The sequence below is a fragment of the Variovorax sp. LjRoot130 genome, from assembly GCF_964253755.1.
Classification (GTDB): Bacteria; Pseudomonadota; Gammaproteobacteria; order Burkholderiales; family Burkholderiaceae_C; genus Variovorax.
Genome location: NZ_CAXURM020000001.1, coordinates 4,752,136 through 4,774,541, shown reverse-complemented (window position 1 = coordinate 4,774,541; position 22,406 = coordinate 4,752,136). Strand labels below are relative to the sequence as shown.

At 69.0% G+C, this 22,406-nt stretch carries 16 protein-coding genes; 6 read left to right on the top strand and 10 right to left on the bottom strand.

What is annotated here, in order from left to right; genetic code table 11:
• Positions 1-11 precede the first annotated feature (11 nt).
• Both ACSQ86_RS23815 and ACSQ86_RS23810 read left to right on the top strand, forming a co-directional pair.
• Entirely contained in the window at positions 12-1,748 is a 1,737-nt protein-coding gene (locus tag ACSQ86_RS23815; protein WP_436305315.1) for an IlvD/Edd family dehydratase, read from the top strand.
• A gap of 22 nt (positions 1,749-1,770) precedes the next feature.
• Positions 1,771-2,700 carry a dihydrodipicolinate synthase family protein gene (locus tag ACSQ86_RS23810; protein ID WP_436305314.1) on the top strand — a complete coding sequence of 310 codons (930 nt, stop codon included), beginning with the start codon at positions 1,771-1,773 and terminating at the stop codon, positions 2,698-2,700.
• A 9-nt stretch (positions 2,701-2,709) separates the two neighbouring features.
• Here the strand turns inward: ACSQ86_RS23810 and ACSQ86_RS23805 are convergent, their stop codons facing one another.
• The 5 genes from ACSQ86_RS23805 to ACSQ86_RS23785 form a co-directional block, all read right to left on the bottom strand.
• Positions 2,710-4,224: a CHAD domain-containing protein gene (locus ACSQ86_RS23805; RefSeq protein WP_436309673.1), complete on the bottom strand. Its 1,515-nt coding sequence runs from the start codon at positions 4,222-4,224 to the stop codon at positions 2,710-2,712.
• 10 nt (positions 4,225-4,234) lie between these two features.
• Entirely contained in the window at positions 4,235-4,486 is a 252-nt protein-coding gene (locus ACSQ86_RS23800; RefSeq protein WP_126837645.1) for a hypothetical protein, read from the bottom strand.
• A gap of 98 nt (positions 4,487-4,584) precedes the next feature.
• Positions 4,585-5,091, bottom strand: coding sequence for a hypothetical protein (locus ACSQ86_RS23795; RefSeq protein WP_436309672.1), 507 nt, complete (start codon positions 5,089-5,091; stop codon positions 4,585-4,587).
• A 156-nt stretch (positions 5,092-5,247) separates the two neighbouring features.
• Positions 5,248-7,815: a cyanophycin synthetase gene (gene cphA, locus ACSQ86_RS23790; protein ID WP_436305311.1), complete on the bottom strand. Its 2,568-nt coding sequence runs from the start codon at positions 7,813-7,815 to the stop codon at positions 5,248-5,250.
• Positions 7,816-7,860: 45 nt separating this feature from the next.
• On the bottom strand, positions 7,861-10,101 hold the full coding sequence (locus tag ACSQ86_RS23785; RefSeq protein ID WP_244503976.1) for a cyanophycin synthetase: 2,241 nt from the start codon (positions 10,099-10,101) through the stop codon (positions 7,861-7,863).
• 127 nt (positions 10,102-10,228) lie between these two features.
• Here ACSQ86_RS23785 and ACSQ86_RS23780 point away from each other — a divergent pair, with 127 nt between their 5' ends.
• The 3 genes from ACSQ86_RS23780 to queC all read left to right on the top strand — a co-directional run bounded on the left by ACSQ86_RS23780 (position 10,229) and on the right by queC (position 13,902).
• Entirely contained in the window at positions 10,229-12,505 is a 2,277-nt protein-coding gene (locus ACSQ86_RS23780; RefSeq protein ID WP_093109674.1) for an ABC transporter ATP-binding protein, read from the top strand.
• Complete coding sequence (locus tag ACSQ86_RS23775) at positions 12,502-12,966, top strand: DUF1854 domain-containing protein (protein ID WP_436305305.1); 465 nt, start codon at positions 12,502-12,504, stop codon at positions 12,964-12,966. Before ACSQ86_RS23780 ends, ACSQ86_RS23775 begins: the two co-directional genes overlap by 4 nt.
• Positions 12,967-13,200: 234 nt before the next feature.
• A complete protein-coding gene (gene queC, locus ACSQ86_RS23770; protein WP_436309671.1) occupies positions 13,201-13,902 on the top strand; it encodes a 7-cyano-7-deazaguanine synthase QueC in 702 nt (233 codons plus the stop codon).
• Here queC and ACSQ86_RS23765 read toward each other — a convergent pair.
• From ACSQ86_RS23765 to gspF, 3 genes are all read right to left on the bottom strand, one after another.
• A complete protein-coding gene (locus tag ACSQ86_RS23765) occupies positions 13,881-15,647 on the bottom strand; it encodes an ABC transporter ATP-binding protein/permease (protein WP_436309670.1) in 1,767 nt (588 codons plus the stop codon). The two genes, queC and ACSQ86_RS23765, sit on opposite strands and share 22 nt — an antisense overlap.
• Positions 15,648-15,744: 97 nt before the next feature.
• Complete coding sequence (locus ACSQ86_RS23760) at positions 15,745-16,644, bottom strand: 5'-nucleotidase (RefSeq protein ID WP_093109670.1); 900 nt, start codon at positions 16,642-16,644, stop codon at positions 15,745-15,747.
• A gap of 6 nt (positions 16,645-16,650) precedes the next feature.
• The gene (gene gspF, locus ACSQ86_RS23755; RefSeq protein WP_436293509.1) at positions 16,651-17,883 is read right to left on the bottom strand and encodes a type II secretion system inner membrane protein GspF; all 1,233 of its coding nucleotides are present in this window, start codon (positions 17,881-17,883) and stop codon (positions 16,651-16,653) included.
• Between the two features lie 95 nt (positions 17,884-17,978).
• Between gspF and ACSQ86_RS23750 the strand changes: the two genes are divergently transcribed.
• Entirely contained in the window at positions 17,979-18,551 is a 573-nt protein-coding gene (locus ACSQ86_RS23750; RefSeq protein ID WP_436309669.1) for a hypothetical protein, read from the top strand.
• Between the two features lie 110 nt (positions 18,552-18,661).
• On the opposite strand, the gene gspE is transcribed toward ACSQ86_RS23750, so the two are convergent.
• Both gspE and gspD read right to left on the bottom strand, forming a co-directional pair.
• Positions 18,662-20,083, bottom strand: coding sequence for a type II secretion system ATPase GspE (gene gspE / locus ACSQ86_RS23745; RefSeq protein WP_436305300.1), 1,422 nt, complete (start codon positions 20,081-20,083; stop codon positions 18,662-18,664).
• A gap of 10 nt (positions 20,084-20,093) precedes the next feature.
• Positions 20,094-22,406 (bottom strand): type II secretion system secretin GspD, encoded by a 2,313-nt coding sequence (gspD, locus tag ACSQ86_RS23740; protein WP_436309668.1) that lies wholly within the window; start codon positions 22,404-22,406, stop codon positions 20,094-20,096.

Below are 22,406 nucleotides of genomic sequence, written 5' to 3'. Positions count from 1 at the left end.
AAAGCCCCCGCATGCCCCAGATCCCCAAGAAACTGCGCTCGACCGAATGGTTCGGTTCGGCCGACAAGAACGGCTTCATGTACCGAAGCTGGATGAAGAACCAGGGCATCCCGGACCACGAGTTCGACGGCCGGCCGATCATCGGCATCTGCAACACCTGGTCGGAGCTGACGCCCTGCAACGCGCACTTCCGCAAGATCGCCGAGCACGTGAAACGCGGCGTGTCGGAAGCGGGCGGATTTCCGGTCGAGTTCCCGGTGTTCTCCAACGGCGAGTCGAACCTGCGCCCGACCGCGATGCTCACGCGCAACCTCGCGAGCATGGACGTGGAGGAGGCGATCCGCGGCAACCCGATCGATGCGGTGGTGCTGCTCACCGGCTGCGACAAGACCACGCCCGCGCTGCTGATGGGCGCGGCGAGCTGCGACATCCCGGCGATCGTGGTCACGGGCGGGCCGATGCTCAACGGCAAGCTGGAAGGCCGCGACATCGGATCCGGCACGGCCGTATGGCGGCTGCACGAGGCGATGAAGGCCGGCGAGATCGACGTGCACCAGTTCCTGTCGGCCGAGGCCGGCATGTCGCGCTCCGCCGGCACCTGCAACACCATGGGCACGGCGTCCACGATGGCCTGTATGGCCGAAGCGCTCGGCACTTCGCTGCCGCACAACGCCGCCATCCCCGCGGTCGACGCGCGCCGCTATGTGCTGGCGCAGATGTCGGGCATGCGGGCGGTCGAGATGGCACGCGAAGGCCTGACGCTGTCGAAGATCCTCACGCGCGAGGCCTTCGAGAACGCGATCCGCACCAACGCGGCGATCGGCGGCTCGACCAATGCCGTGATCCATCTGAAAGCCATCGCAGGGCGGATGGGCGTGCCGCTCGAACTCGAGGACTGGACGCGCATCGGCCGCGGCACGCCGACGCTGGTCGACCTGATGCCCTCGGGCCGTTTCCTGATGGAGGAGTTCTACTACGCGGGCGGCCTGCCGGCCGTGCTGCGCCGGCTCGGCGAGAACGGCCTGCTGCCGCATCCCGATGCGCTCACGGTCAACGGCAAGTCGCTGTGGGAGAACGTGCGCGATGCGCCCGGCTACGACGACGAGGTGATCCGCCCGCTCGATCGGCCGCTGGTCGAAGACGGCGGCATCTGCATCCTGCGCGGCAACCTGTCGCCGCGCGGCGCGGTGCTGAAGCCTTCGGCCGCCTCGCCGGAACTGCTCAAGCACCGCGGCCGCGCCGTGGTGTTCGAGAACCTGGAGCACTACAAGGAACGCATCGTCGACGAGGCGCTGGAGGTGGACGCGAGCTCCGTGCTGGTGATGAAAAACTGCGGCCCCAAGGGCTATCCCGGCATGGCCGAGGTCGGCAACATGGGCCTGCCGCCCAAGTTGCTGCGCCAGGGCATCAAGGACATGGTGCGCATTTCCGACGCGCGCATGAGCGGCACCGCCTACGGCACCGTGGTGCTGCACGTGGCGCCGGAAGCCGCCGACGGCGGCCCGCTGGCAGCCGTGCGCGACGGCGACTGGATCGAGCTCGACTGCGAGCAGGGCCGCCTTCACCTGGACATCAGCGATGCCGAGCTGGCCGAGCGCCTGCGTGCCGTCGCCGTGCAGGAAGCGCCCGAGAAGGGCGGCGGCTACCGGCGCCTTTACGTCGAGCACGTGCTGCAGGCGGACGAGGGCTGCGACTTCGACTTCCTCGTCGGCTGCCGCGGCGCCGCGGTGCCGCGCCATTCGCATTGATCCATTGAAACCTGGAGCCCGCATGACCTCTTCCAAGCAACGCCGCTACCAGGGCATCTTCCCGGTAGCGCCCACCACCTTCACCGAATCGGGCGAGCTGGACCTCGCGAGCCAGAAGCGCTGCATCGATTTCATGATCGAGTCGGGCTCGGACGGCATCTGCATCCTGGCGAATTTTTCCGAGCAGTTCGTGCTCGCGGACGACGAGCGCGAGCTCCTGACCCGCACCATCCTCGAACACGTGGCCGGGCGCGTGCCGGTGATCGTGACCACCACCCATTTCAGTACCAAGGTCTGCGCCGAGCGCAGCCGTCGTGCGCAGGACATGGGCGCCGCGATGCTGATGGTGATGCCGCCCTACCACGGCGCCACCTTTCGCGTGCCCGAGTCGCAGATCTACGACTTCTATGCGCGGCTGTCCGACGCGGTGGACATCCCGATCATGGTCCAGGACGCGCCGGCCAGCGGCACCGTGCTGTCGGCGCCCTTTCTCGCCTGCATGGCGACGGAGATCGAGCACGTCGCCTACTTCAAGATCGAGACCGCGGGCGCCGCATCGAAGCTGCGCGAACTCATCCGCCTGGGCGGCGACGCAATCGAAGGTCCGTGGGATGGCGAGGAAGCGATCACCTTGATGCCCGATCTCGACGCCGGCGCCACCGGCTCGATGACGGGCGGCGCCTACGCCGACGGCTTGCGGCCGATCATCATGGACCACCTGGCCGGCCGCCGCGAGGCGGCCTTCGCGCGCTACCAGCAATGGCTGCCGCTGATCAACTACGAGAACCGGCAGGCCGGCCTGCTCGCCTGCAAGGCGCTGATGAAGGAGGGCGGGGTGATCAACTGCGAGGCCCCGCGCCATCCCTTGCCGGCGATGCACCCCGACACGCGCGCCGGCCTGATCGAAACGGCGCGGCGCCTCGATCCGCTCGTGCTGCGCTGGGGCCGCTGAGGGCGCGGCTCAGCGCTTCGAGCGCTTCTTCCAGAACGGGTGCACGTCCGCGATCTTGCCGAGCGCGTCGCGGCATTCCAGCGCGCTTGCGGGCTGGCGCGCGGAAAGCCAGCCGACCGCGAACCATGCCCGTCCGTCACGGTTGGCCGCGTCGCGGTAGGCGGCGATGGCCATGGCGGCATCGTTGTGCGTGCCGAGCGCGTCCTGCGCCGGGCGCAGTTCCTTCAGGTAGCGCTTTGCGCCCTGGTCGAACAAGGGGGCGACGAACTCGCCCAGGTAGCGCAGCCGCTTGAGGCGCTTGCGCACGCGATGTTGTTCCTCGACCTCCAGCGCATCGAAGCGCCGGCCGTCGCGAACCACTTGCCGGTGCAGCTTGGACAGACGAGCGCGCAGCGGCTTGCGGGCCGGAACGCCTGGTTCCAGCTGCTCGCCGGAGGGCTCTTCTTCGGGCAGCGAGGCCTCGATCAGGCTCATCAGCACGAGCTGGAAGGCCGCCGAACGCACCACCTCGGCCGGAGCCGGCGATGAACCCTCCGACGCGCCCTCGTGCCAATCCACCGACGGCCCGCCGACGGCTTCGATCTGCGGCTGCACGGTCTGCTGCAGGTGCTCGCGATCGCGCTGGCGGCCCAGGGCGCGGAATGCGTCCACCAGCGCGGGCTCCCATGCCGGGTCGATCGAAGGCGCGAGCTCGGCCATCTCGCGCAAAGCGGTCCGCAGGCGACGGATGCCGACGCGCAGTTGATGCACGTGCTCGGGATCGGTGCTGCCGGCCGCGACCTCGCTGGCATTGGGCAGGATTTGCGCCAGGCAGCTGTTCAGCACCGCGCGAAAAACCTGCACACCGCTCGGATCGTCGCCCAGCTTCGGCGCTTCGGCCTTGACCGGCTCGCCGTATTCGATGCCCTTGGCCAGCCGCTCTCCGCGCGCCGATTTGGAGACGGTGTCGAGCCACAGGCCGTAGCGCATGCGCCAGCGCCGTGCGAGCTCCAGCATCGACCGCGGGCTGCCGCTCTTCAGCTCGATCTCGAGTTCGCACACCGCGTGCGAATGCTCGCCGGCGCGCACTTCGCCGCGGTCGAAAGCGAGCTCGACCAGCGCATCGCCGGTGCGCATTTCGCGCGTGGTGCGGCGGATGTCGGTGAGGTAGAGCGGCACCAGCACGGCATCGGCCGGTTCATGCCCGGCCGCTCGCAAGGCCTTCGCGATCAGCTCGCCGACGGGCGTGCCTTCATGGCGCTCGATGCGCGGAAGGGGCACCTCGCTCGCGCGCTCGGTGCTCAATTCGACGTTGTCCTCGTGGCGCTGCAGGGGCCCATCTGCCGGGGCCTTGGCGGTCTGTACCCAGTTCTTGCCTTCCTTGCGCACGCGCAGCACGAGACGCTGCGCGGCTAGCGCACCGTCGGCAGTGTCGAAATAGCGGGCTTGGAGTTGGGTGCGGCGAGAGCGGCCGCGCGCCACGGCCGCTTCCACGGCAGCCCGATGCTGGGCGTCGACCTGGAACTTGAGTTCGAACTCGGTCACTGCGGGGGCGTCAACCCGGCAGCTCGCTGATCTGCAGCGACAGGTCGAACAGCTTGGACTTGCTGGCGTAGTAGCGGTCGAGCCGCCATTCCTTCAGGATGTCCATGGCCAGCTGGAAGCTCTTGTAGTCGAGGTCGTAGAGCGTGACCAGCTCGAAGCTGCGCTCCGATTCGAGAGCCAGGACGAGCCGGGCCAGAATCTGGGCCGACTCGTTGGCCGGGTCCGTTTCGATGAATCGGCGTGCGACCTTGATGGCGTTCATGGGGGTGGGCTTCGGAGTTGACGGGCCCACGACTATAGCCAGCACCCCCGGGGCCTTTTATGACAGCCGCGTGACAATGTAGGGCTTTGGTCTTCGTCTCAACGAAGCGGGAGTGGCGCCATCGGTGCCGGCGCTGTCATCGGCGCCGGCGCGGTCATCGGCGCCGGCGCGGTCATCGGCTCCGGCCGGGTCATCGGCGCTGGCGGCGGCGCGGTCATCGGCATCGGCGCCACGATCGGCGTCACGGTTTCGCGGATCACGCCGCCACCCAGCACGCTGCCTTCCATGGTGGTCCTGCCGGTGCCGAGCACGCGCGCCTCGCAGTCGGCCCGGTCGGCCGGCGGCTGCAGGCTGCAGCGTGCCAATGCGTTCTGTTCGTAGTTGATGGGCGCGGCGCTGGTCAATCCGCCTCGCCGCGCCTCGTAGCGTGCCGCTCCGGCTTCTCGAAGACAGGCGGTGCGATCCTGCAGAACGCCGTCGCAGACAGCGCGCTCGCGCATCAGGGTGGCATCGGAGCCGGCTGCCTGGGCCATGGCCGACGAGGCGCCGATCAGGCCGCCCGCGGCGAGCAGGATGGCAAGGCTCGAACGAATGACTGTTTTCATGAATCACTCCTTTCGGGCAGCGCAGTTCGCGCTGCCGGTCAGGCAGTGTGTTGGCGCTCAGCACCGCAGGCTGTGGGACAGCGTGGCCGCGATCTGGCGCAGGCGCCGCAGCTTCGTGTGGGACAGGTCTGTCACGGCGGCTGCGGCGCCGCGCTTTCAGCCAGCGGCGATGCGCTTCGCCAGGTGAGCGAGCGCTTCCTCAACCTGGTCGACCAGGATCAGCGAGAGGTCGCCCGGCTGGAGCCGATCGAGTGCGGTGTCGATGGCGATGAATTCGCCGCGGATCTCGTCGATGGTGCGGGTGCGCTGCGCGCCTTCGAGCCCCTGCCGCAGCAGCGCCATGACTTCGCCGTCGGCGCGGCCGCGCTGGGCCGCGTCCTGGTAGAGGATCACGTCGTCGAAGGCCTGGCCGAGGATCGCGGTCTGGTCGCGGATGTCGCAGTCGCGGCGGTCGCCGGCGCCGCTGATCACCACCGAGCGCTTCTTCGCCGGCATGGTGTCGACCGCGGCCACCAGCGCGCGCATGGCGTCGGTGTTGTGGCCATAGTCGGCGATCACGGTGGCGCCGCGGTAGTCCATCACGTTGAAGCGGCCCGGCACGCCCGCGGCATCGTTGTTGAAGCTCGCGAGACCGCTGCGGATGGTGTCCCAGTCCAGGCCCACGGCCCAGGCGGCCGCGACCGAGGCCATCACGTTGTCGACCTGGAAGCCGATGGTGCCGTTGCGCGTGATCTGCACGTCGCGCAGCGCAATGCGCTCGCGCCACGAGCCCTCGGCGGCGACCAGCGTGTCCTGGTCGACGTAGACGGTGCGCTTGCCTTGCGCGCGGTGCGTGGCCATCACTGGATGCTGGCGGTCGGCGGTGAAGAAGATCACGCTTCCGGGGCAGGTGGCGGCCATCGCGGCCACGTTGGGGTCGGCCGCGTTGAGCACTGCATAGCCGCCGGGCGCCACGTTGCGCACGATCACGCGCTTGAGCACCGCGAGGTCTTCGACCGTGGTGATGTAGTTGAGGCCCAGGTGGTCGCCGCTGCCGATGTTGGTGACCACCGCCACCTGGCAGCGGTCGAAGCCCAGGCCCTCGCGCAGCACGCCGCCGCGCGCCACTTCGAACACGGCCGCGTCGACGTCCGGGTGCAGCAGCACATTGCGCGCGCTCTTGGGGCCGCTGCAGTCGCCGCTGTCGGTCTGGCGGCCGTCGACGTAGACGCCGTCGGTGTTGGTCATGCCGGTGCGCAGGCCGCTGGAGGCGAGCAGGTGGTTGATGAGGCGCGCGGTGGTGGTCTTGCCATTGGTGCCGGTCACGGCCACCACCGGGATGCGGCCGTCGTCGCCGTGCGCGAACAGCGTGTCCATCACTGCCTCGCCGACCGCGCGGCCGCGGCCGAAGGAGGGCGAGATGTGCATGCGCAGGCCCGGCGCGGCATTGACCTCGACCACGCCGCCGTGCTGCTCCTCGAGCGGGCGCAGCACGTTCTCGCAGACCATGTCGACGCCGCAGATGTGCAGGCCGACCATCTGGGCCGCGTCGACCGCGCGCGCCGCGACTTCGGGATGCACGGTGTCGGTCACGTCGGTGGCGGTGCCGCCGGTCGAGAGGTTGGCGTTGTTGCGCAGCACCACGCGCTGGCCGAGCGCGGGCACGCTGTCGGGCGCGAGGCCCTGCGATTCGAGGCGGCCGATGGCGATGTCGTCGAGCCGGATCTTGGTGAGCGAGGTCGCGTGGCCAACGCCCCGGCGCGGGTCCTGGTTCACCAGGTCGACCAGCTGGCGCACGGTCTGTCTGCCGTCGCCGATCACCTGGGGCGGATCGCGCCGCGCCGCCGCCACCAGCTTGTCGCCCACCACCAGCAGGCGGAAGTCGAAGCCCGGCAGGAATTTCTCGACCATCACTTCGCCGTAGGCTGCAGCCGAGTCGTAGGCGGCGAGCAGCTGCTCGCGCGTCGTGATGTTGACCGTGACGCCCTTGCCCTGGTTGCCGTCCTGCGGCTTCACGACCACCGGCAGGCCGATCTCGTGGGCCGCGGCCCAGCCGTCGTCGGCATCGCTGACCGGGCGGCCCAGCGGCACCGGCACGCCGGCGGCGTTGAGCAGCTGCTTGGTGAGCTCCTTGTCCTGCGCGATCGATTCGGCCACGCCGCTGGTGCTGTCGACCTCGGCGGCCTGGATGCGGCGCTGCTTCGAACCCCAGCCGAACTGCACCAGGCTGCCGCTGGTGAGACGGCGGTAAGGGATGCCGCGCGCCACGGCGGCGTCGACGATCGAGCCGGTGCTCGGGCCCAGGCGTTCGGATTCGTCGAGGTCGCGCAGTTCGGTGATGGCGGCGTGCGCATCGAATTCGGTGCCGGCCTGTGCGGCCGCGATCAGCTGCTCGGCCAGTTCGAGCGCGCGCCGGCCGACCGGTTCTTCGCTGTACTGGAAGGTGACCTGGTAGACGCCTTCATCGACCGTGCGCGCGGTGTGGCCGAAGTTCACCGCGCAGCCGGCCTGCGCCTGCAGCGCCACGGCCGCGTTCTCGAGCACATGCGCCAGCGCGAGCGGCTGGCCGAGCACGATCGGGTGCAGTTCGCCGATGTTCGGGAACAGCGCGCGCAGCCGGGCTTCGAAGCCGGGCAGCCGCCTGATCGCGTTCTCGTCGCCCGTGCAGGTGACGATTGCCTCGATGCAGGTGTGGCGGCTCCAGAGATTGGGCCCGCGCAGGGCGCGGATGCGGGTGACTTCCATGGCGGTGATGCAGTAGGGTGCCGGCGAACCTGAGGGTTGCGCCGGTCAGGCCAGTTGGGGTTCGGGCGAAAGCAGGGTTTGGGACAGCTGCAGCGAGGCGAGCGCCGCCTGCAGATCGGCTTCGAAGGCTTCGACGCCGGCGCCGATCAGGCTCAGCGGAATGCCCAGGGCCCAGGCCGCGGCAACCGCGGCCAGCAGGCTCTCGAGGCCGACGCCCGCATGCGTGGCGCGCCAGATGGTCAGCCGGCCGAGGCCGGGCAGGAAGGACTCGCTGCTGCCGTTGGCCAGCACCACGCGGTCCTGCCGCACCAGCACGGCCTTGCCGCCGGCGCTCTGGTGCTTGGCCAGCGCCTCGGCTTGCGGGTCGACCGAATAGAGGATCACATCGCCATCGCACAGCGGCGCGAGGCCGGCGACGCGCATGTCCGCCGCATTCAGCACCGCAGTGCCTTCGGGCAGCACCACATCGACCTGGGTGCGCAGCACCCTGACCATCTGGTCGCTCTCGGTGATGTCGAACTCCGCCAGGTCTTCGGCGCCATCGAGATCGGTCACGATGCCGACCTCGCAGCGGTCGTAGGCCAGGCCGTCGCGCAGGATGGTCTGGGCGCCGTTCTCGATCACGACTGCCTGCACGGCGCGGTTCACCAGCAGGCGGCGGCCGGCTTCCCAGGTGGCGCTGTCGCGCGCATCGACGCGGCGGCGTTCGAGGAACAGGCCGTCGCGGCAGGCCAGGCCGGTGTGGCGCCCGCCCAGCCCGACGAGCCAGGCGACCAGGCGCGAGAGCACGGCGGTGCCGCGCGAGCCGGCCACGCCGACCACGGGGATGCGGCCCGGCGCGTCGTCGGGAAAGAGGTGGTCGCAGATCGCGCGGCCCACCGGCCGCGGCGAGCCGACGGCCGGCTTCAGGTGCATCAGCAAGCCGGGGCCGGCGTTGACTTCGACGATGGCGCCGCCTTGCTGCGCCAGGGGGCGGCCGATGTCCTGGGCCACCAGGTCGACGCCGGCGATGTCGAGGCCGACCACGCGGGCCGCCAGCACGGCCGCATGCGCGACTTCGGGATGCACATGATCGGTGCAGTCGATGGCCATGTTGCCGTTGCGCTGGATTGTGACGACTCGGCTAGCGGCGGGCACGGCGGCCGCGTCCAGCTCCTGGCGCTTGAGTTCGAGCTGCAGCTTGGCGTCGGTCGCGATGTCGATCACGTCGAGCGGGAATTCTTCTTCGGCGCCGCGCCGCGGATCGCTGTTGAGCTGGCTCTCGATCAGCTGGGCCACGGTCGACGTGCCGTCGCCGGTCACCGTGATGATCTCGCCGCGCGCGGCAGCGACCACCTGGCCGCCGACCACCAGCAGGCGGTGCTCGTGGCCGCGGATGAAGCGCTCGACCATCACATCGCTGCCCTCGGGCTCGGCGACGGCGAAGGCGGCTTCCACTTCCTCGCGGGTATTCAACTCCAGCGAGACGCCGCGGCCGTGGTTGGCGTCCGAGGGCTTGACCACCACCGGCAGGCCGATGTCTTCGGCGGCTTCCCAGGCTTCTTGCGCGTTGGCCACCACCTGGCCTTCGGGCACCGGCACGCCGCAGCCGGCCAGGAGCGACTTGGTGAGCTCCTTGTCGCTGGCGATCGATTCGCCGATCGCGCTGGTGTAGTCGGTCTCGGCGGTCCAGATGCGCTGCTGGTTGGCGCCGTAGCCGAGCTGCACCAGGTTGCCGCTGTTGAGCCGCATGTGCGGAATGCCGCGGTCGGTGGCGGCGCCGACGATGCACGCAGTGCTCGGGCCGAGGTAGCAGTCCTCGACCTTGGCCTTGACCGCATCGACCGCGCGCTGCACGCCAGCGGCGTCGAAGGGGTCGTTGTTGATGGCGGCCATCAGGAGTCGGTGGCCCTCGGCCAGGGCGACGCGGGCGACCTGCTCGTCGCGGGCGCGAAACACCATGCGGTAGACGCCGTACTTGGAGGTGCTGCGCGTCTGGCCGAAACCGGTCGGCATGCCGGCCAGGTTGAGCAGCTCGATCACGACGTGCTCCAGCACGTGGCCCGACCAGGTGCCCTCGGTCAGGCGCTGGATGAAGCCGCCGCGCTCGCCGACGCCGCAGTGGTGCTCGATCAGGGCCGGCAGCAGCGTGGTCAGGCGGTCGGTGAAGCCGTCGATCTTGTTGGAGGGGTAGTCCTCGAGCGCGCCGAGGTCGAGCCAGACTTCCAGCACGGGCCGGTAGGTCCAGAGGTTGGGACCGCGCAAATAGTTGACGCGCAGCAGGCGGATGTCGTCGAAACGGGTCATGAGAACGTTCGTTGTGCTTTGGCCGAGCACGGGGCTGACTTCAAGCGCGCCCATGGTCATCGGTCAGAATCGGCGCCCGGCAGGCGCCATGAAGGGCCCCTTCGCGGGCCAGAGACACAGAAACACAATGCAACATCACGATCCAGTCGGCACCCCGGGGGGCGAAGAAGAGGAGGCTTCAGAGGCTCTGAAAAGCCGGCTCAGAGCCGCGGAAAACGTTCTGGCGACCGTGCCGGTTGACCTCGATGGCGAACTTCGGTTTGCTTCCGGCCTGCTGGCGCTGACCGATCGGCGCCTGCTGGCGCGCAATTCCGAAGGCGCCTGGGCCGAATGGCCGCTCGGCGCGCCGGGGCTGGACCTGCAACTGGCCGACCATGCCGGCATCGGCACCCTCGACCTGCTGGACGCCCGCGGGCGGCTGGCGCGCTGGCGCTACACCCTGCGCCACCAGGCGGCCGCGCTGCGGCTGCAGAAGCTGTTCGGCCAGCAGGCGGCCGGAGTCGCGCAGGCGACAGCGGTGGCCGCCGAGGCGGACGAGGCGGCGCTCGCCGAGCCCGAGCTCCAGACCCCGCCCTCGACCTGGGTCCTGCTGCGGCTGGGCCGCTTCGCCAAGCCCTACCGCAAGCAGCTGATCGCCGGCTTCCTGCTCACCCTGGCCTCGACCGCCGCCACGCTGGTGCCGCCGTACCTGACCATTCCGCTGATGGACGACATCCTGATCCCGTTCCAGAACGGGCAGCAGATCGCCTTCGGCAAGGTCGCGATGTTCCTTGGCGCGCTGCTGGCCGCGGCGCTGGCCGGCTGGGCGCTGGGCTGGGCCCGCACCTACCTGCTGGCGCTGGTTTCGGAGCGCATCGGCGCCGACCTGCGCACCACCACTTACGAACACTTGCTCACCTTGCCGCTCGATTACTTCGGCGGCAAGCGCACCGGCGACCTGATGGCGCGCATCGGCTCGGAGACCGATCGCATCAACGTTTTCCTCTCGTTGCATGCGCTGGACTTCCTGACCGACGTGCTGATGATCGCCATGACCGCCGTGATCCTGGTCTCGATCAATCCGCTCTTGGCCGTGGTCACGCTGGTGCCGCTGCCTTTCATCGCCTGGATGATCCACGTGGTGCGCGACCGGCTGCGCACCGGCTTCGAGAAGATCGACCGCGTCTGGAGCGAGGTGACCAACGTGCTGGCCGACACCATCCCCGGCATCCGCGTGGTCAAGGCCTTCGCGCAGGAAAAGCGCGAGGCCAGCCGCTTCCACGCCGCCAATGCCTACAACCTGCAGGTCAACGACAAGCTCAACAAGACCTGGTCGCTGTTCACGCCCAGCGTGTCGCTGCTCACCGAAATCGGCCTGCTGGTGGTCTGGGGCTTCGGCATCTGGCAGGTGGCACGCGGCCGCATCACGGTCGGCGTGCTCACCGCCTTCATCGCCTACATCGGGCGCTTCTACACGCGGCTCGATTCGATGAGCCGCATCGTCTCGGTCACGCAGAAGGCGGCGGCTGGCGCCAAGCGCATCTTCGACATCCTCGACCATGTGAGCAACGTGCCGGAGCCGGCGAACCCGGTGAAGGTCGAGCGCGTGCAGGGGCGCATCGAGATGGCCGACGTCGGCTTCCGCTACGGCAGCCGGGCCGTGATCCGCGACCTCGACCTCGTGATCGAGCCGGGCGAGATGATCGGCCTCGTCGGCCACAGCGGCTCGGGCAAGAGCACGCTGGTCAACCTGATCTGCCGCTTCTACGACGTGACCGACGGCGCCATCCTGGTCGACGGCACCGACATCCGCCGCTTCGCGGTGGCCGACTACCGGCGCCACGTCGGGCTGGTGCTGCAGGAGCCCTTCCTGTTCTTCGGCACCATCGCCCAGAACATCGCCTACGGCAAGCCCGAAGCCACGCGCGAGGAGATCGTGGCCGCCGCGCGCGCCGCCCATGCGCACGACTTCATCCTGCGGCTCGCGCACGGCTACGACTCGCTGGTCGGCGAGCGCGGGCAGGGTTTGTCGGGCGGCGAGCGGCAGCGCATCAGCATTGCGCGCGCCTTGCTGATCGACCCGCGCATCCTGATCCTCGACGAGGCCACCTCGGCGGTCGACACCGAAACCGAGAAGGAAATCCAGAAGGCGCTCGACAACCTGGTGCAGGGCCGCACCACCATCGCCATCGCGCACCGGCTTTCCACGCTGCGCAAGGCCGACCGGCTGGTCGTGATGGACCGCGGCGAGATCGTCGAGGTCGGCCCGCACGACGCGCTGATGGAAAAGCAGGGCGCCTACTGGCGGCTCTACCAGGCGCAGCTGCGCCAGGCCGACGACGAAAGCCCAGGCTTCGCGGCCGAGCGCGCCTCGGTCGCGCTGGTGCTTGGCGGCCATGCGGCGCATCCGGCGGGTGAGGCATGAACGATTGCCAATTGGAACGTGACGGCTTCGGCCGATTGGTGGTGGTCGACGCCGAGGGCGTCCGCCATGCCGGCGTGGTGCCGGTGCGCGCCTTCCCGCTCAGCGCGCCGGGCGATGGCCTGTCGCTGGTCGGCGGCGACGGCCGCGAGCTGCTGTGGATCGACCGCGTCGATGACTTGCCCGAAGAAGTACGTGCCTTGCTCGCGCAGGACTTGGCCGCGCGCGACTTCGCGCCCACCTTGCGGAAGCTGCACAAGGTGTCGAGCTTCGGCGTGCCCAGCACCTGGCAGGTGAGCACCGACCGCGGCGAAACCAGTTTCGTGCTCAAGGCCGAAGAAGACATCCGCCGGCTCGAAGGCGGTGCGTTGCTGATCGCGAGCGCGCACGGCGTGCAGTTCCGCATTCCCGATGTGAGGGCGCTGGACCGGGGGTCGCGCAAGTTGCTGGAGCGTTTTCTATGAAGTTCGATGCCCCTTCTGCAGCAATAAGCCGAACGCGTGCGCGCCCCCTGCCGCCCGGGGCTTCAGGACCGGTCTCTGATGATGGGCGGCACTTGCTGATGCGAAAGAAGGCGGGTTTCTGGATCTTCGTCTTGCCGTCCCACACGCCACACGTGACGTCTCGCCAGGTCAAGAACTTGCTGGAAGGCCGGCCCTGACAAACTTGAACCCTCGCCCGACACGCCGACCACCCCCATGCACACCACCGCCCTAGTCCTCTTCTCCGGCGGCCAGGACTCCACCACCTGCCTGGCCGAGGCGCTGGCCAAATACGAGCGCGTCGAGACCATCGGCTTCGACTACGGGCAGCGCCACCGCGTCGAGCTCGAGGCGCGCACCACCGTGCTTGCGCACCTGCGCGCGCGCTTCCCGCATTGGGCGCCGCGGCTGGGTGAAGACCACCTGTTGAGCGTCGACGTGCTGGGCCAGGTCAGCAGTTCATCGCTCACGCAGGACATCGCCTTCGAGATGCAGGCCAACGGCTTGCCCAACACCTTCGTGCCCGGCCGCAACCTGCTGTTCCTCACGCTGGCCGGCGCGCTGGCCTACCGGCGCGGGCTGGAGGTGATCGTCACCGGCGTGTGCGAGACCGATTTCTCGGGCTATCCCGATTGCCGCGACGACACCATGAAGGCGATGCAGCTCGCGCTCTCGCTCGGCATGGATCGGCGTTTCCTGATCGAGACGCCGTTGATGTGGATCGACAAGGCCGCGACCTGGGCCATGGCGCACCGGCTGGGCGGCGAGCCGCTTATCGAGCTGATCGTCGAGGACACGCACACCTGCTACCTCGGCGACCGCACGCAGCGCCATGCCTGGGGCTATGGCTGCGGCAGCTGCCCGGCCTGCGGGCTGCGCGCGCGGGGATGGGAGCGCTACGCCGCCTCGAGCCGGTAGCGCGCGCCTGCGCCTTCGGGCGCCGGCACCAGGGTCCAGCGCTTGTCGTGGAAAGCCGCCGCCGAGGCGCGGTGCGCGATCGACACCATCGCCCCGCCCGCCGAGCGCACGCCTTCTGCCAGGCGCTTGTAGAGCGTCTCCTCGGCCTGCGCATCGAGCGCGCTTGTGGCCTCGTCGGCAAACAGCCAGGCCGGCTTCTTGAGCAGCACGCGCGCGATCGCCAGGCGTTGCTGTTCGCCGCCGGAAAGCTTCTGTGTCCATGCATCGCTGTCGTCCAGGCGGTCGCCCAGGTCCGGCAGCAGGGCATCCTCGAGCGCCTGCTTCAGCTGCGCGTCGCTGTATTCGCTCGCCGGCTGCGGATAGGCCAGCGCGTCGCGCAGGCGGCCGTCGGGCACATAAGGCCGCTGCGGGATGAACATCGCGTTCTCGGGCATCGACACGCGGCCGCGGGCAAAGGGCCAGATACCGGCGAAGGCGCGGAACAGCGTCGACTTGCCGCTGCCCGAGGGGCCTTGCAGGAGCACGCTGTCGCCGGGCTTGACCATGAGCGCGGCATTCTGGATCAACGACGTTCCGCCCGGCAGCGCAACCGTGAGGTCGTCGACGCGCAAGCCTTCGTCGCCGCCGGCGGGCGCGCGCTCCACCGCGCTGGCCGCGCCGGCATGGGCTCGCATCGCGGTCTCGAAGGAGGTGAGCCGGTCCGCGGTGGCGCGCCAGACGGCGACGCGGTCGTAGTTGTCGACGAACCAGCTGAGCGAATCCTGCACGCGTCCGAAGGCCGAATTGACCTGCATCAGCTGACCGAGCTGGATGGCGCCGCTGAAGAAGCGCGGCGCCTGCACGATGAAGGCGAAGATCACCGAGGCTTGCCCAAAGGAGGCCGTGAAGGCAACCAGGTTCTTCTGCTTGCCGATCAACTTCAGGTAGTTCTTCAGCACCGAGCCGAAGCGCAGCTGGAGCTGGCCGTGTTCGACCTGTTCGCCGCGGTCGAGCGCAATGGCCTCGCTGTATTCGCGAACCCGCATCAGATGGTGCCGGAAGTCGGCCTCGTAGCGCTGCTGCTGGAAGTTCAGGCCGATCAGCGGGCGCCCGATGAAGTGCGTGATCACGGTACCGGCTGCGCAGTAGGCCAGCGCAATCCAGACCATCGAGCCCGGCACCGTATAGCTGCTGCCGAAGAACGGGACGCTGACCACGCCGCTGAGCGCCCAGAGGATGCCGATGAAGCTCACCAGGGTCACCACCGCATTGAGCAGGCCCATCGACAGCGTCATCGTGTAGTCGGTGAAGAGCTGCATGTCTTCCTGGATGCGCTGGTCGGGGTTGTCGGGCGTCTGGCCGTCCTGTTGCCCGTAGCGCGCGAGTTCGAGGCGGTAGAAGGTCCGGTCGGCCATCCAGCGCGCGAGATAGCTGCGCGTCATCCAGGCGCGCCAGCGCAGCTGCAGGAGCTGCGTCAGATAGAACTTGAAGATGGCGATCACGATATAGCCGGCCGCGATCCAGCAGAAAAAGACGATCTCCCTCCAGAACACCACCTGGTCCTTGTTCTGCAGCGCGTCGTAGAAGCGTGCGAACCACTGGTTGTTCAGCACCAGCATGTAGACCGTGCCGAGATTGAGCGCCACGATCGTCGCAAGAAGCCCGCGCGCCCTCCATTTTTCTTCGGAGTGGAAGTAGGGCGCTGCCAGCGCGCCGATGCGGCGCAGCGTCGAGAGCAGGCTCGTGGAACCGTTGGGAGTGGTCATGGGATGAGCGTGGGTTGGCTGGCGCGCGAAGCGGCGCCTTTGCGCTCATCGTAGCGCCCGGGCGCGCCGCATTCTTAAACGGCGCTGAAGCGCCCGATCAGCGCAGGTTGCTGATGCCGCTCGCCACGTGACCCGAAGGCACATGGCGTGCAGCCGCGTCCACGTGGCCGGTCTGGTCGTCGAAGAAGAAGTCGGGTTCGAATTCGCGCAGGAATTCGCCCTTGGGCAGGCCGCCGAGGAACATGGCTTCGTCGACCTTGATGTTCCAGTTCATCAGCGTGCGGATCGCGCGCTCGTGCGCCGGCGCGCTGCGTGCCGTGACCAGCGCGGTACGGATGCGCATGCTGGGATTGCTCGCGAGCTGAAGCCGATGCAGTGCGGTGAGCAGCGGCTTGAACGGCCCCTCGGGCAGCGGCAGCTGGGCCTTGCTGGATTCGTGCAGCTGGAAGGCGTCGAGCCCCTCGGCCTGGTACACGCGCTCGGCCTCGTCGCTGAAGAGCACCGCGTCGCCGTCGAAGGCGATGCGCACCTCGTTGGGATAGGCATCGCTCGCATGCACCGACTCGACCAGCACGCGCGCGGCCGGGAAGCCCGCGTTGAGCGCTTCGCGCACGTCCTCGGCATTGACCGAGAGGAACAGGTGCGCGCGCAGCGGCCGCAGATAGCCGAAGGGCGGGCGGCCCTGCGTGAACACGCCGCGCTGCAGCGAGATGCCGTTGGCCACGCCCGAGCGGAACACGCGCATCCCCGAGACCGGATCGTTGCGCGAGAGGATCACGACCTCGACGCGCTGCATGCCGTCGTCGTTGAAGCGCAGCAGCTTGCGCACCAGCGAGTAGGCGATGCCGGGCTGGGCCGGTACGTCGAGCCGTTCGAGCTGGAGCTTCATGTAGCCCGCGTCGTCGCCGGATTCGAAGATCCGGTTTTCCTCTTCGAGGTTGAAGAGGGCGCGGGACGAGATGGCGACTACCAGCTTGTCGTCCAAGGACACGGGCATAGGCGGCTACTTCACGAACTGATTGAGTTGGATGATCGGCATCAGCACCGCCAGCACGATCAGCATGACGACGCCGCCCATCGCCACGATCAGCAGAGGCTCGAGGATGGTCGCCAGGTGCATCGCGCGGCGTTGCACCTCGGCGCCCAGCTGGGACGCCGCGCGCTGCAGCATCAGCGGCAGGGTGCCGGTCTGTTCGCCGAGGCGCGCGAACATCGCGACGATGCCGGGGAATCTTTTCTTTTGTGCCAGCGCGGAAGCGAGCGGTGCGCCTTCGCGCACCAGCACCAGCGCATCGAGCGCGTCGGCGCGCATGGCGCGGTTGCTCAGCGTTTCGGACGCGGCCTGCAGCGCGCGCAGGATGGGCACGCCGGCCGTGGCCAGCATCGCGAGCGTGCTCGCGAAGCGCGCCGCGTTGTAGCCGCGGGACAGCCGGCCGACCAGCGGCAATTCGAGCCAGGCGGCGTCGAAGCGCTCGCGCACGGCGGCACGTGCCAACGCCATGCGCGCGCCGAGGGTCGCCAGCACGATGGCGCCGAGCATCAGCCAGCCGTAGTTGCGCACGAAGTCGCTTAAGCCCAGCATCGCCACGGTGAGGATGGGCAGCGCCCGTTTCGTGCCCGCGAACACGTTGGCCACCTGCGGCACCACGTAGCTGACGAGGAAGATCACGATCACGATCGCGACCAGGGTCACGATCGCCGGGTACAGGGCCGCACCGACCAGTTTCTGCTGCAGCGCTTGCCGCTGTTCGAGGTCGTCGGCCAGGCGCTCGAGCACCAGGCCAAGATTGCCGCTCTGCTCGCCGGCGCCGATCACCGCGGTGTAGATGGGCGAGAACTCGCGCGGATGCTGGGCCAGCGCACGCCCGAAGGGCGAGCCCGCATTGACCTCGGCGCGCAGGGATGCGACGAGGTTGCGCTGCTGCTCGGTCTCGGCCTCGTCGGTCAGCGCAGTGAGCGCGCGTTCGAGCGGCAGGCCGGAGGACACGAGGCCGGCGATCTGCCGCGTCCAGACCGCGAGGGTGGTCGAATTGAAGACGCGCTTGCCGCCGAGCAGGCGGCGCAAGCTCCGGTCCGGGGCGGCGCCGCTCTCGACGCTGCCGACGGCGGTCACCGACAGCGGAATCAGCGCTTGCGCACGCAGCAGCCCGCGGGCGCTGCGCGCGGTGTCGGCTTCGAGCACGCCCTTGCGAGGCTGGCCCGATTGGTCTATGGCTTCAAAGGAATAGGCGGGCATGGGGAGTGGCGACAAAATGCGCGAGCCCGCATTGTCGGCGTTTGGCGTTGCCTTTTCGTCGTGCGGCTTCCACAACACCACACAGAGGAGTCTTCATGTCGGCTCGCACCACTGCTGTTGCTGTTGCCGCCCTCTTGGGCGCGCTGTCTCTTCCCGCCGCGGCCCAGCCCACTTTCGACGGCTTTCTGTGCTGCAACATGCGCACCGACGGCAGCTGGATCAGCGACGCCAACTATGCCGAAAGCGGTAAGCGGATCATCCCGGCCGGCACGCCGACCCGCGTCACGGGCTATGGCCGCATGCGCGTGCTGGTCGAACTCAATGGCGGCAAGCAGGCCCTCGGCAACGACTACAGCCGCGACCTCGACCTCGGCACTTTCGCCAAGCGCTATGTGGTCAGCGAAGACCCGGCGCGCAAGATCGCCGGCTATCCACCCAAGATCCGCGACGCGATCAAGTCGGCGCGCGTCGCCAAGGGCATGACGCGCGAGCAGGTGGCGATGGCGGTGGGCTATCCGATGAGCAGCGAGAACCCGAACCTCGACGCACCGATCTGGCGCATGTGGCTCAGCAGCTTCAGCGAGTTCCAGGTGCTGTTCGACAATGCCGGCCGCGTGCGCCAGGTGGAGACCGATCCGCAGACGCGCAACCTGGTGGTGATGGATTGACTGTCTTGGCCCCCCCCGGCTTTTCACTCCGCTTCGCCGCGCGTAACTCCACCCCCCCGAGGGGGCGGCTCGGCCGCCTTGGGGCGGCCCGGCGGCGGCCGATTAGCCGATCAGTCTCTCGTCACGCGCAGCAGCTCGGCCCGCGAGGTCACGCCGGTCTTGACCAGCCGCTCGCCGTCCTCGCGCATCGAACGCAGGCCGCCGCGTTCGGCCGCCACGAAGAGCTGGCTTTCGGGTGCGCGGTTGTGGATCAGCGATTGCACCGTGTCGTCGGCCACCAGCAGCTCGAAGATGCCGGTGCGGCCCTGGTAGCCGGTCTGGCCGCAGGCGTCGCAGCCCACGGGCTCGGCCTCGTCGCCGGCGGCCGAGGGCACGGCGCAGACCGGGCAGAGCCTGCGCACCAGGCGCTGCGCCAGCACGCCGAGCAACGAGGAGCTCAGCAGGAAGGGCTCCACGCCCATATCGGTCAGGCGCGTCACGGCGCTGACCGAATCGTTGGTGTGCAGCGTGGCCAGCACCAGGTGGCCGGTGAGCGAAGCCTGGATCGCGATCTGCGCGGTCTCGAAATCGCGGATCTCGCCGATCATGATCACGTCCGGGTCCTGCCGCAGGATCGCGCGCAGCGCCTTCGCGAAGGTCAGCTCGATCTTGGCGTTGACCTGGGTCTGGCCGACGCCCGGCAGCTCGTACTCGATCGGATCCTCGACCGTCATGATGTTGCTGCTGCTGGCGTCGAGCCGGCTGAGCGCGGCGTAGAGCGTGGTGGTCTTGCCCGAGCCGGTCGGCCCGGTGACCAGGATGATGCCGTGCGGCTGGCTGATGAGGTGCTCGAAGCGCGCCAGCGTGTCGCCCTGCATGCCGACGGATTCGAGCGTGAGCTTGCTTTCGGACTTGTCGAGCAGGCGCAGCACCGCGCGCTCGCCGTGCGCCGAGGGCAGGGTCGAGACCCGCACGTCGACCGCGCGCGTGCCGATGCGCAGGCTGATGCGCCCGTCCTGCGGCAGCCGCTTCTCGGCGATGTCGAGGTCGGCCATGATCTTCAGGCGCGAGATCAGCGCCGCATGCAGCGCCCGGTTGGGCTGCACCACTTCGCGCAGCGTGCCGTCGATGCGAAAGCGCACCGAGGAGGTCCGCTCGTAGGGCTCGATGTGGATGTCGCTGGCGCCGTCGCGCGCGGCCTGCGTGAGCAGCGCGTTGAGCATGCGGATGATGGGCGCATCGCCGGCGCTTTCCAGCAGGTCTTCGACCGCCGGCAGCTCCTGCATCATGCGCGAGAGGTCGGCGTCGCCCTGGACCTCGCTCACGACCGCGGCGGCGTTCGATTCGCCTTGCGCATAGGCGGCGCTGATGCGCTGCGCCAGCTCATTGGGTGCCAGCGCCTCGAAGGCCTTGACCGGGTACTTGCGGGCCACCTCGCCGAGCGCGCTGCGCGGCGGCACCTGGGGCATCCAGAGCGTGAAGGCGCCTTCGTCCGTTTCTTCGAGCAGCAGTTGCTGGCTGCGTGCGAAGGCGTAGGGCAGGGGATAGCGCACGGCAGGATCCTTAAGGCAGTTCGCGCGCCGTGGACGGGTCGGCGGTCGGCGGCAGCGCGCCCTTCATCGGGCCCGGCGGCAGCGGTGCGTGCTGCGGCGGCAGCGGCGGCGGGATCAGGCGCGTGCCGTCGATGCGGCGCGACGGGTCGCCGCGCACGGTGTCGCTCAGCGGTGGCAGCACCGGCGCCCCGCGCACCGAATTGAGCATCGGGTTGTCGGTCGAAGGCTGGATGTTCTGCTGCATCGCGCGCAGCGCATCGTAGCGGTCGGCCGTGATCGTGTCGCCGGAGAGCTGGTCGCGCACGATGGTCGGCCGCAGAAACACCATGAGGTTGGTCTTGCGGCGGCTGCGGACCTCGCTCTTGAACAGGTTGCCGAGCACCGGGATGTCGCCGAGCCCGGGCACTTTTTCCTCGGAGGTCGAATACTCGTCGGACAGCAGGCCGCCGAGCACGATGATGTTGCCGTCGTCGACCAGCACGTTCGATTCGATCGATCGCTTGCTCGTGGTGGGGCCGTTCAGGTTGTTCACCGTGGATGCGACGACGCTGGAGACCTCCTGGAAGATCTGCATCTTGACCGTGCCGGTCTCGCTGATCTGCGGGCGCACGCGCAGCGTCAGGCCGACGTCCTTGCGCTCGATGGTCTGGAACGGGTTGACGGTGTTGGTATTGCCGCCGGCGCTGGTGTACTGGCCAGTGACGAAGGGCACGTTCTGGCCCACGACGATCTTGGCTTCCTCGTTGTCGAGCGTCAGCAGATTGGGGGTGGACAGCACGTTGCCCTCGCCGTTGCTGGCCAGGAAGCGGGCCAGGAAGCCCAGCACGTACTGGCCGTCGCTGCCGTAGCGGTGGCCGATGCCGAAGTTGAAGCCGGTCGAGGGCCGCGTCGCGGCGTTGCCGGTCGCCAGGCCGACGGCCAGGTCGATGATGTTGGCGCCGCCCAGGCTCGAGTTGGTGCCGAGCACGCCGACGTTGCGGTCGCCGCTGCTGCCGATGCCGGCTTGCCATTGGATGCCGAACTCGGCCGCCTTGTCGGCGTTGACCTCGACGATCAGGCTTTCGATCAGCACCTGCGCGCGGCGGCTGTCGAGACGGTCGATCACCGCGCGCAGCTGCCGGTAAAGCGGCTCGGCCGCGCTGATGATCAGCGAGTTGGTCGCCGGGTCGGCCTGGATCTGTCCGCCGGTGGAGGGCTGCGCCGTCCCGCTGATCGGCGCCGTGGCGGCGCTCATTCCGCCTTGCGCACTCGCGCCGAGCTGGCTGAACTGTTGCTGCTGCTGCTGGGCGGCGGGCGTGGTTCCGGCGGTACTGAGGGCGCCGGCCGCGCCGCCCAGCGCGCCGGTGGTGCTCGGCTGCGAGCTCGCGAGCGCGGCGCGCAAAGTGACCGCCATCCGCACCGCGTCGGCGTTCTTGAGGTAGACGACGTAGATATTGCCGGCCGCGCCATTGCCGCTGTCGATCGGCGCGCGGTCGAGGCGGTCGATCAGCGTGCGGACCAGCTGCGAACGTGCCGGATTGGCCGCGCGCAGGATAACGGCGTTGCTGCGCGGCTCGGCCAGGAGCGTGGTGCGGAACGAGGCGTCGGTGGTGCCGGGCGCGGCGCCCGGCACCGGCCCGGTGGCGGATCCGCCTTCGACCAGGCGCGTGAGCACCGGCACCAGGTCGGTGGCGACCGAGTGCTTCAACGGGATGACCTCGATGTCGGAGGCGTTCGGCACGTCGAGCGCGGCAATGATGCGCGCCAGCCGCCGCATGTTCTCGGCATAGTCGGTGATCACCAGCGAGTTGTTGCCCGGGTTCACGTTGATCGTGTTGTTGGGCGCGATCAGCGGGCGCAGCACCGGCAGCAGGTTGTTGGCCGACTCGTAGTTGAGCTTGAAGACCTGGGTCACGATCTGGTTGCCGCTCAGCGTCGCGGTGGCGGGCGTCGAGGTGCTGACCGCGCTGCTCTGCAGCTTGGCGTCGGCCTCCGGCACCACCTTGTAGAGCCCTTCGGATTGCACGACCGCGAAGCCCTGCAGGCGCAGCGCCGCGGCGAACTGGTTGAAGGCCGCGGCCGGGGAGATCGGACGGTCGGTCTGCAGGTTCATCGTGCCCTTCACGCGCGGGTCGACCACCACGTCGCGACCGGTCACGACCGCCATGGTGCGCGCGACGGATTCGATCTCGGCATTGGTGAAGTTCAGCGTGATCGGCTCGCCGCGTCGCGGCGGCGCTGCGGCTTCCTGCGCGAACGCGGCCGGAATGCAGGCGGTGATCAGCATCTGTGCCGCGAGGGCGACGGTGCCGATGCGTGTCGCGTACGAAGACTGTTGCTTCAT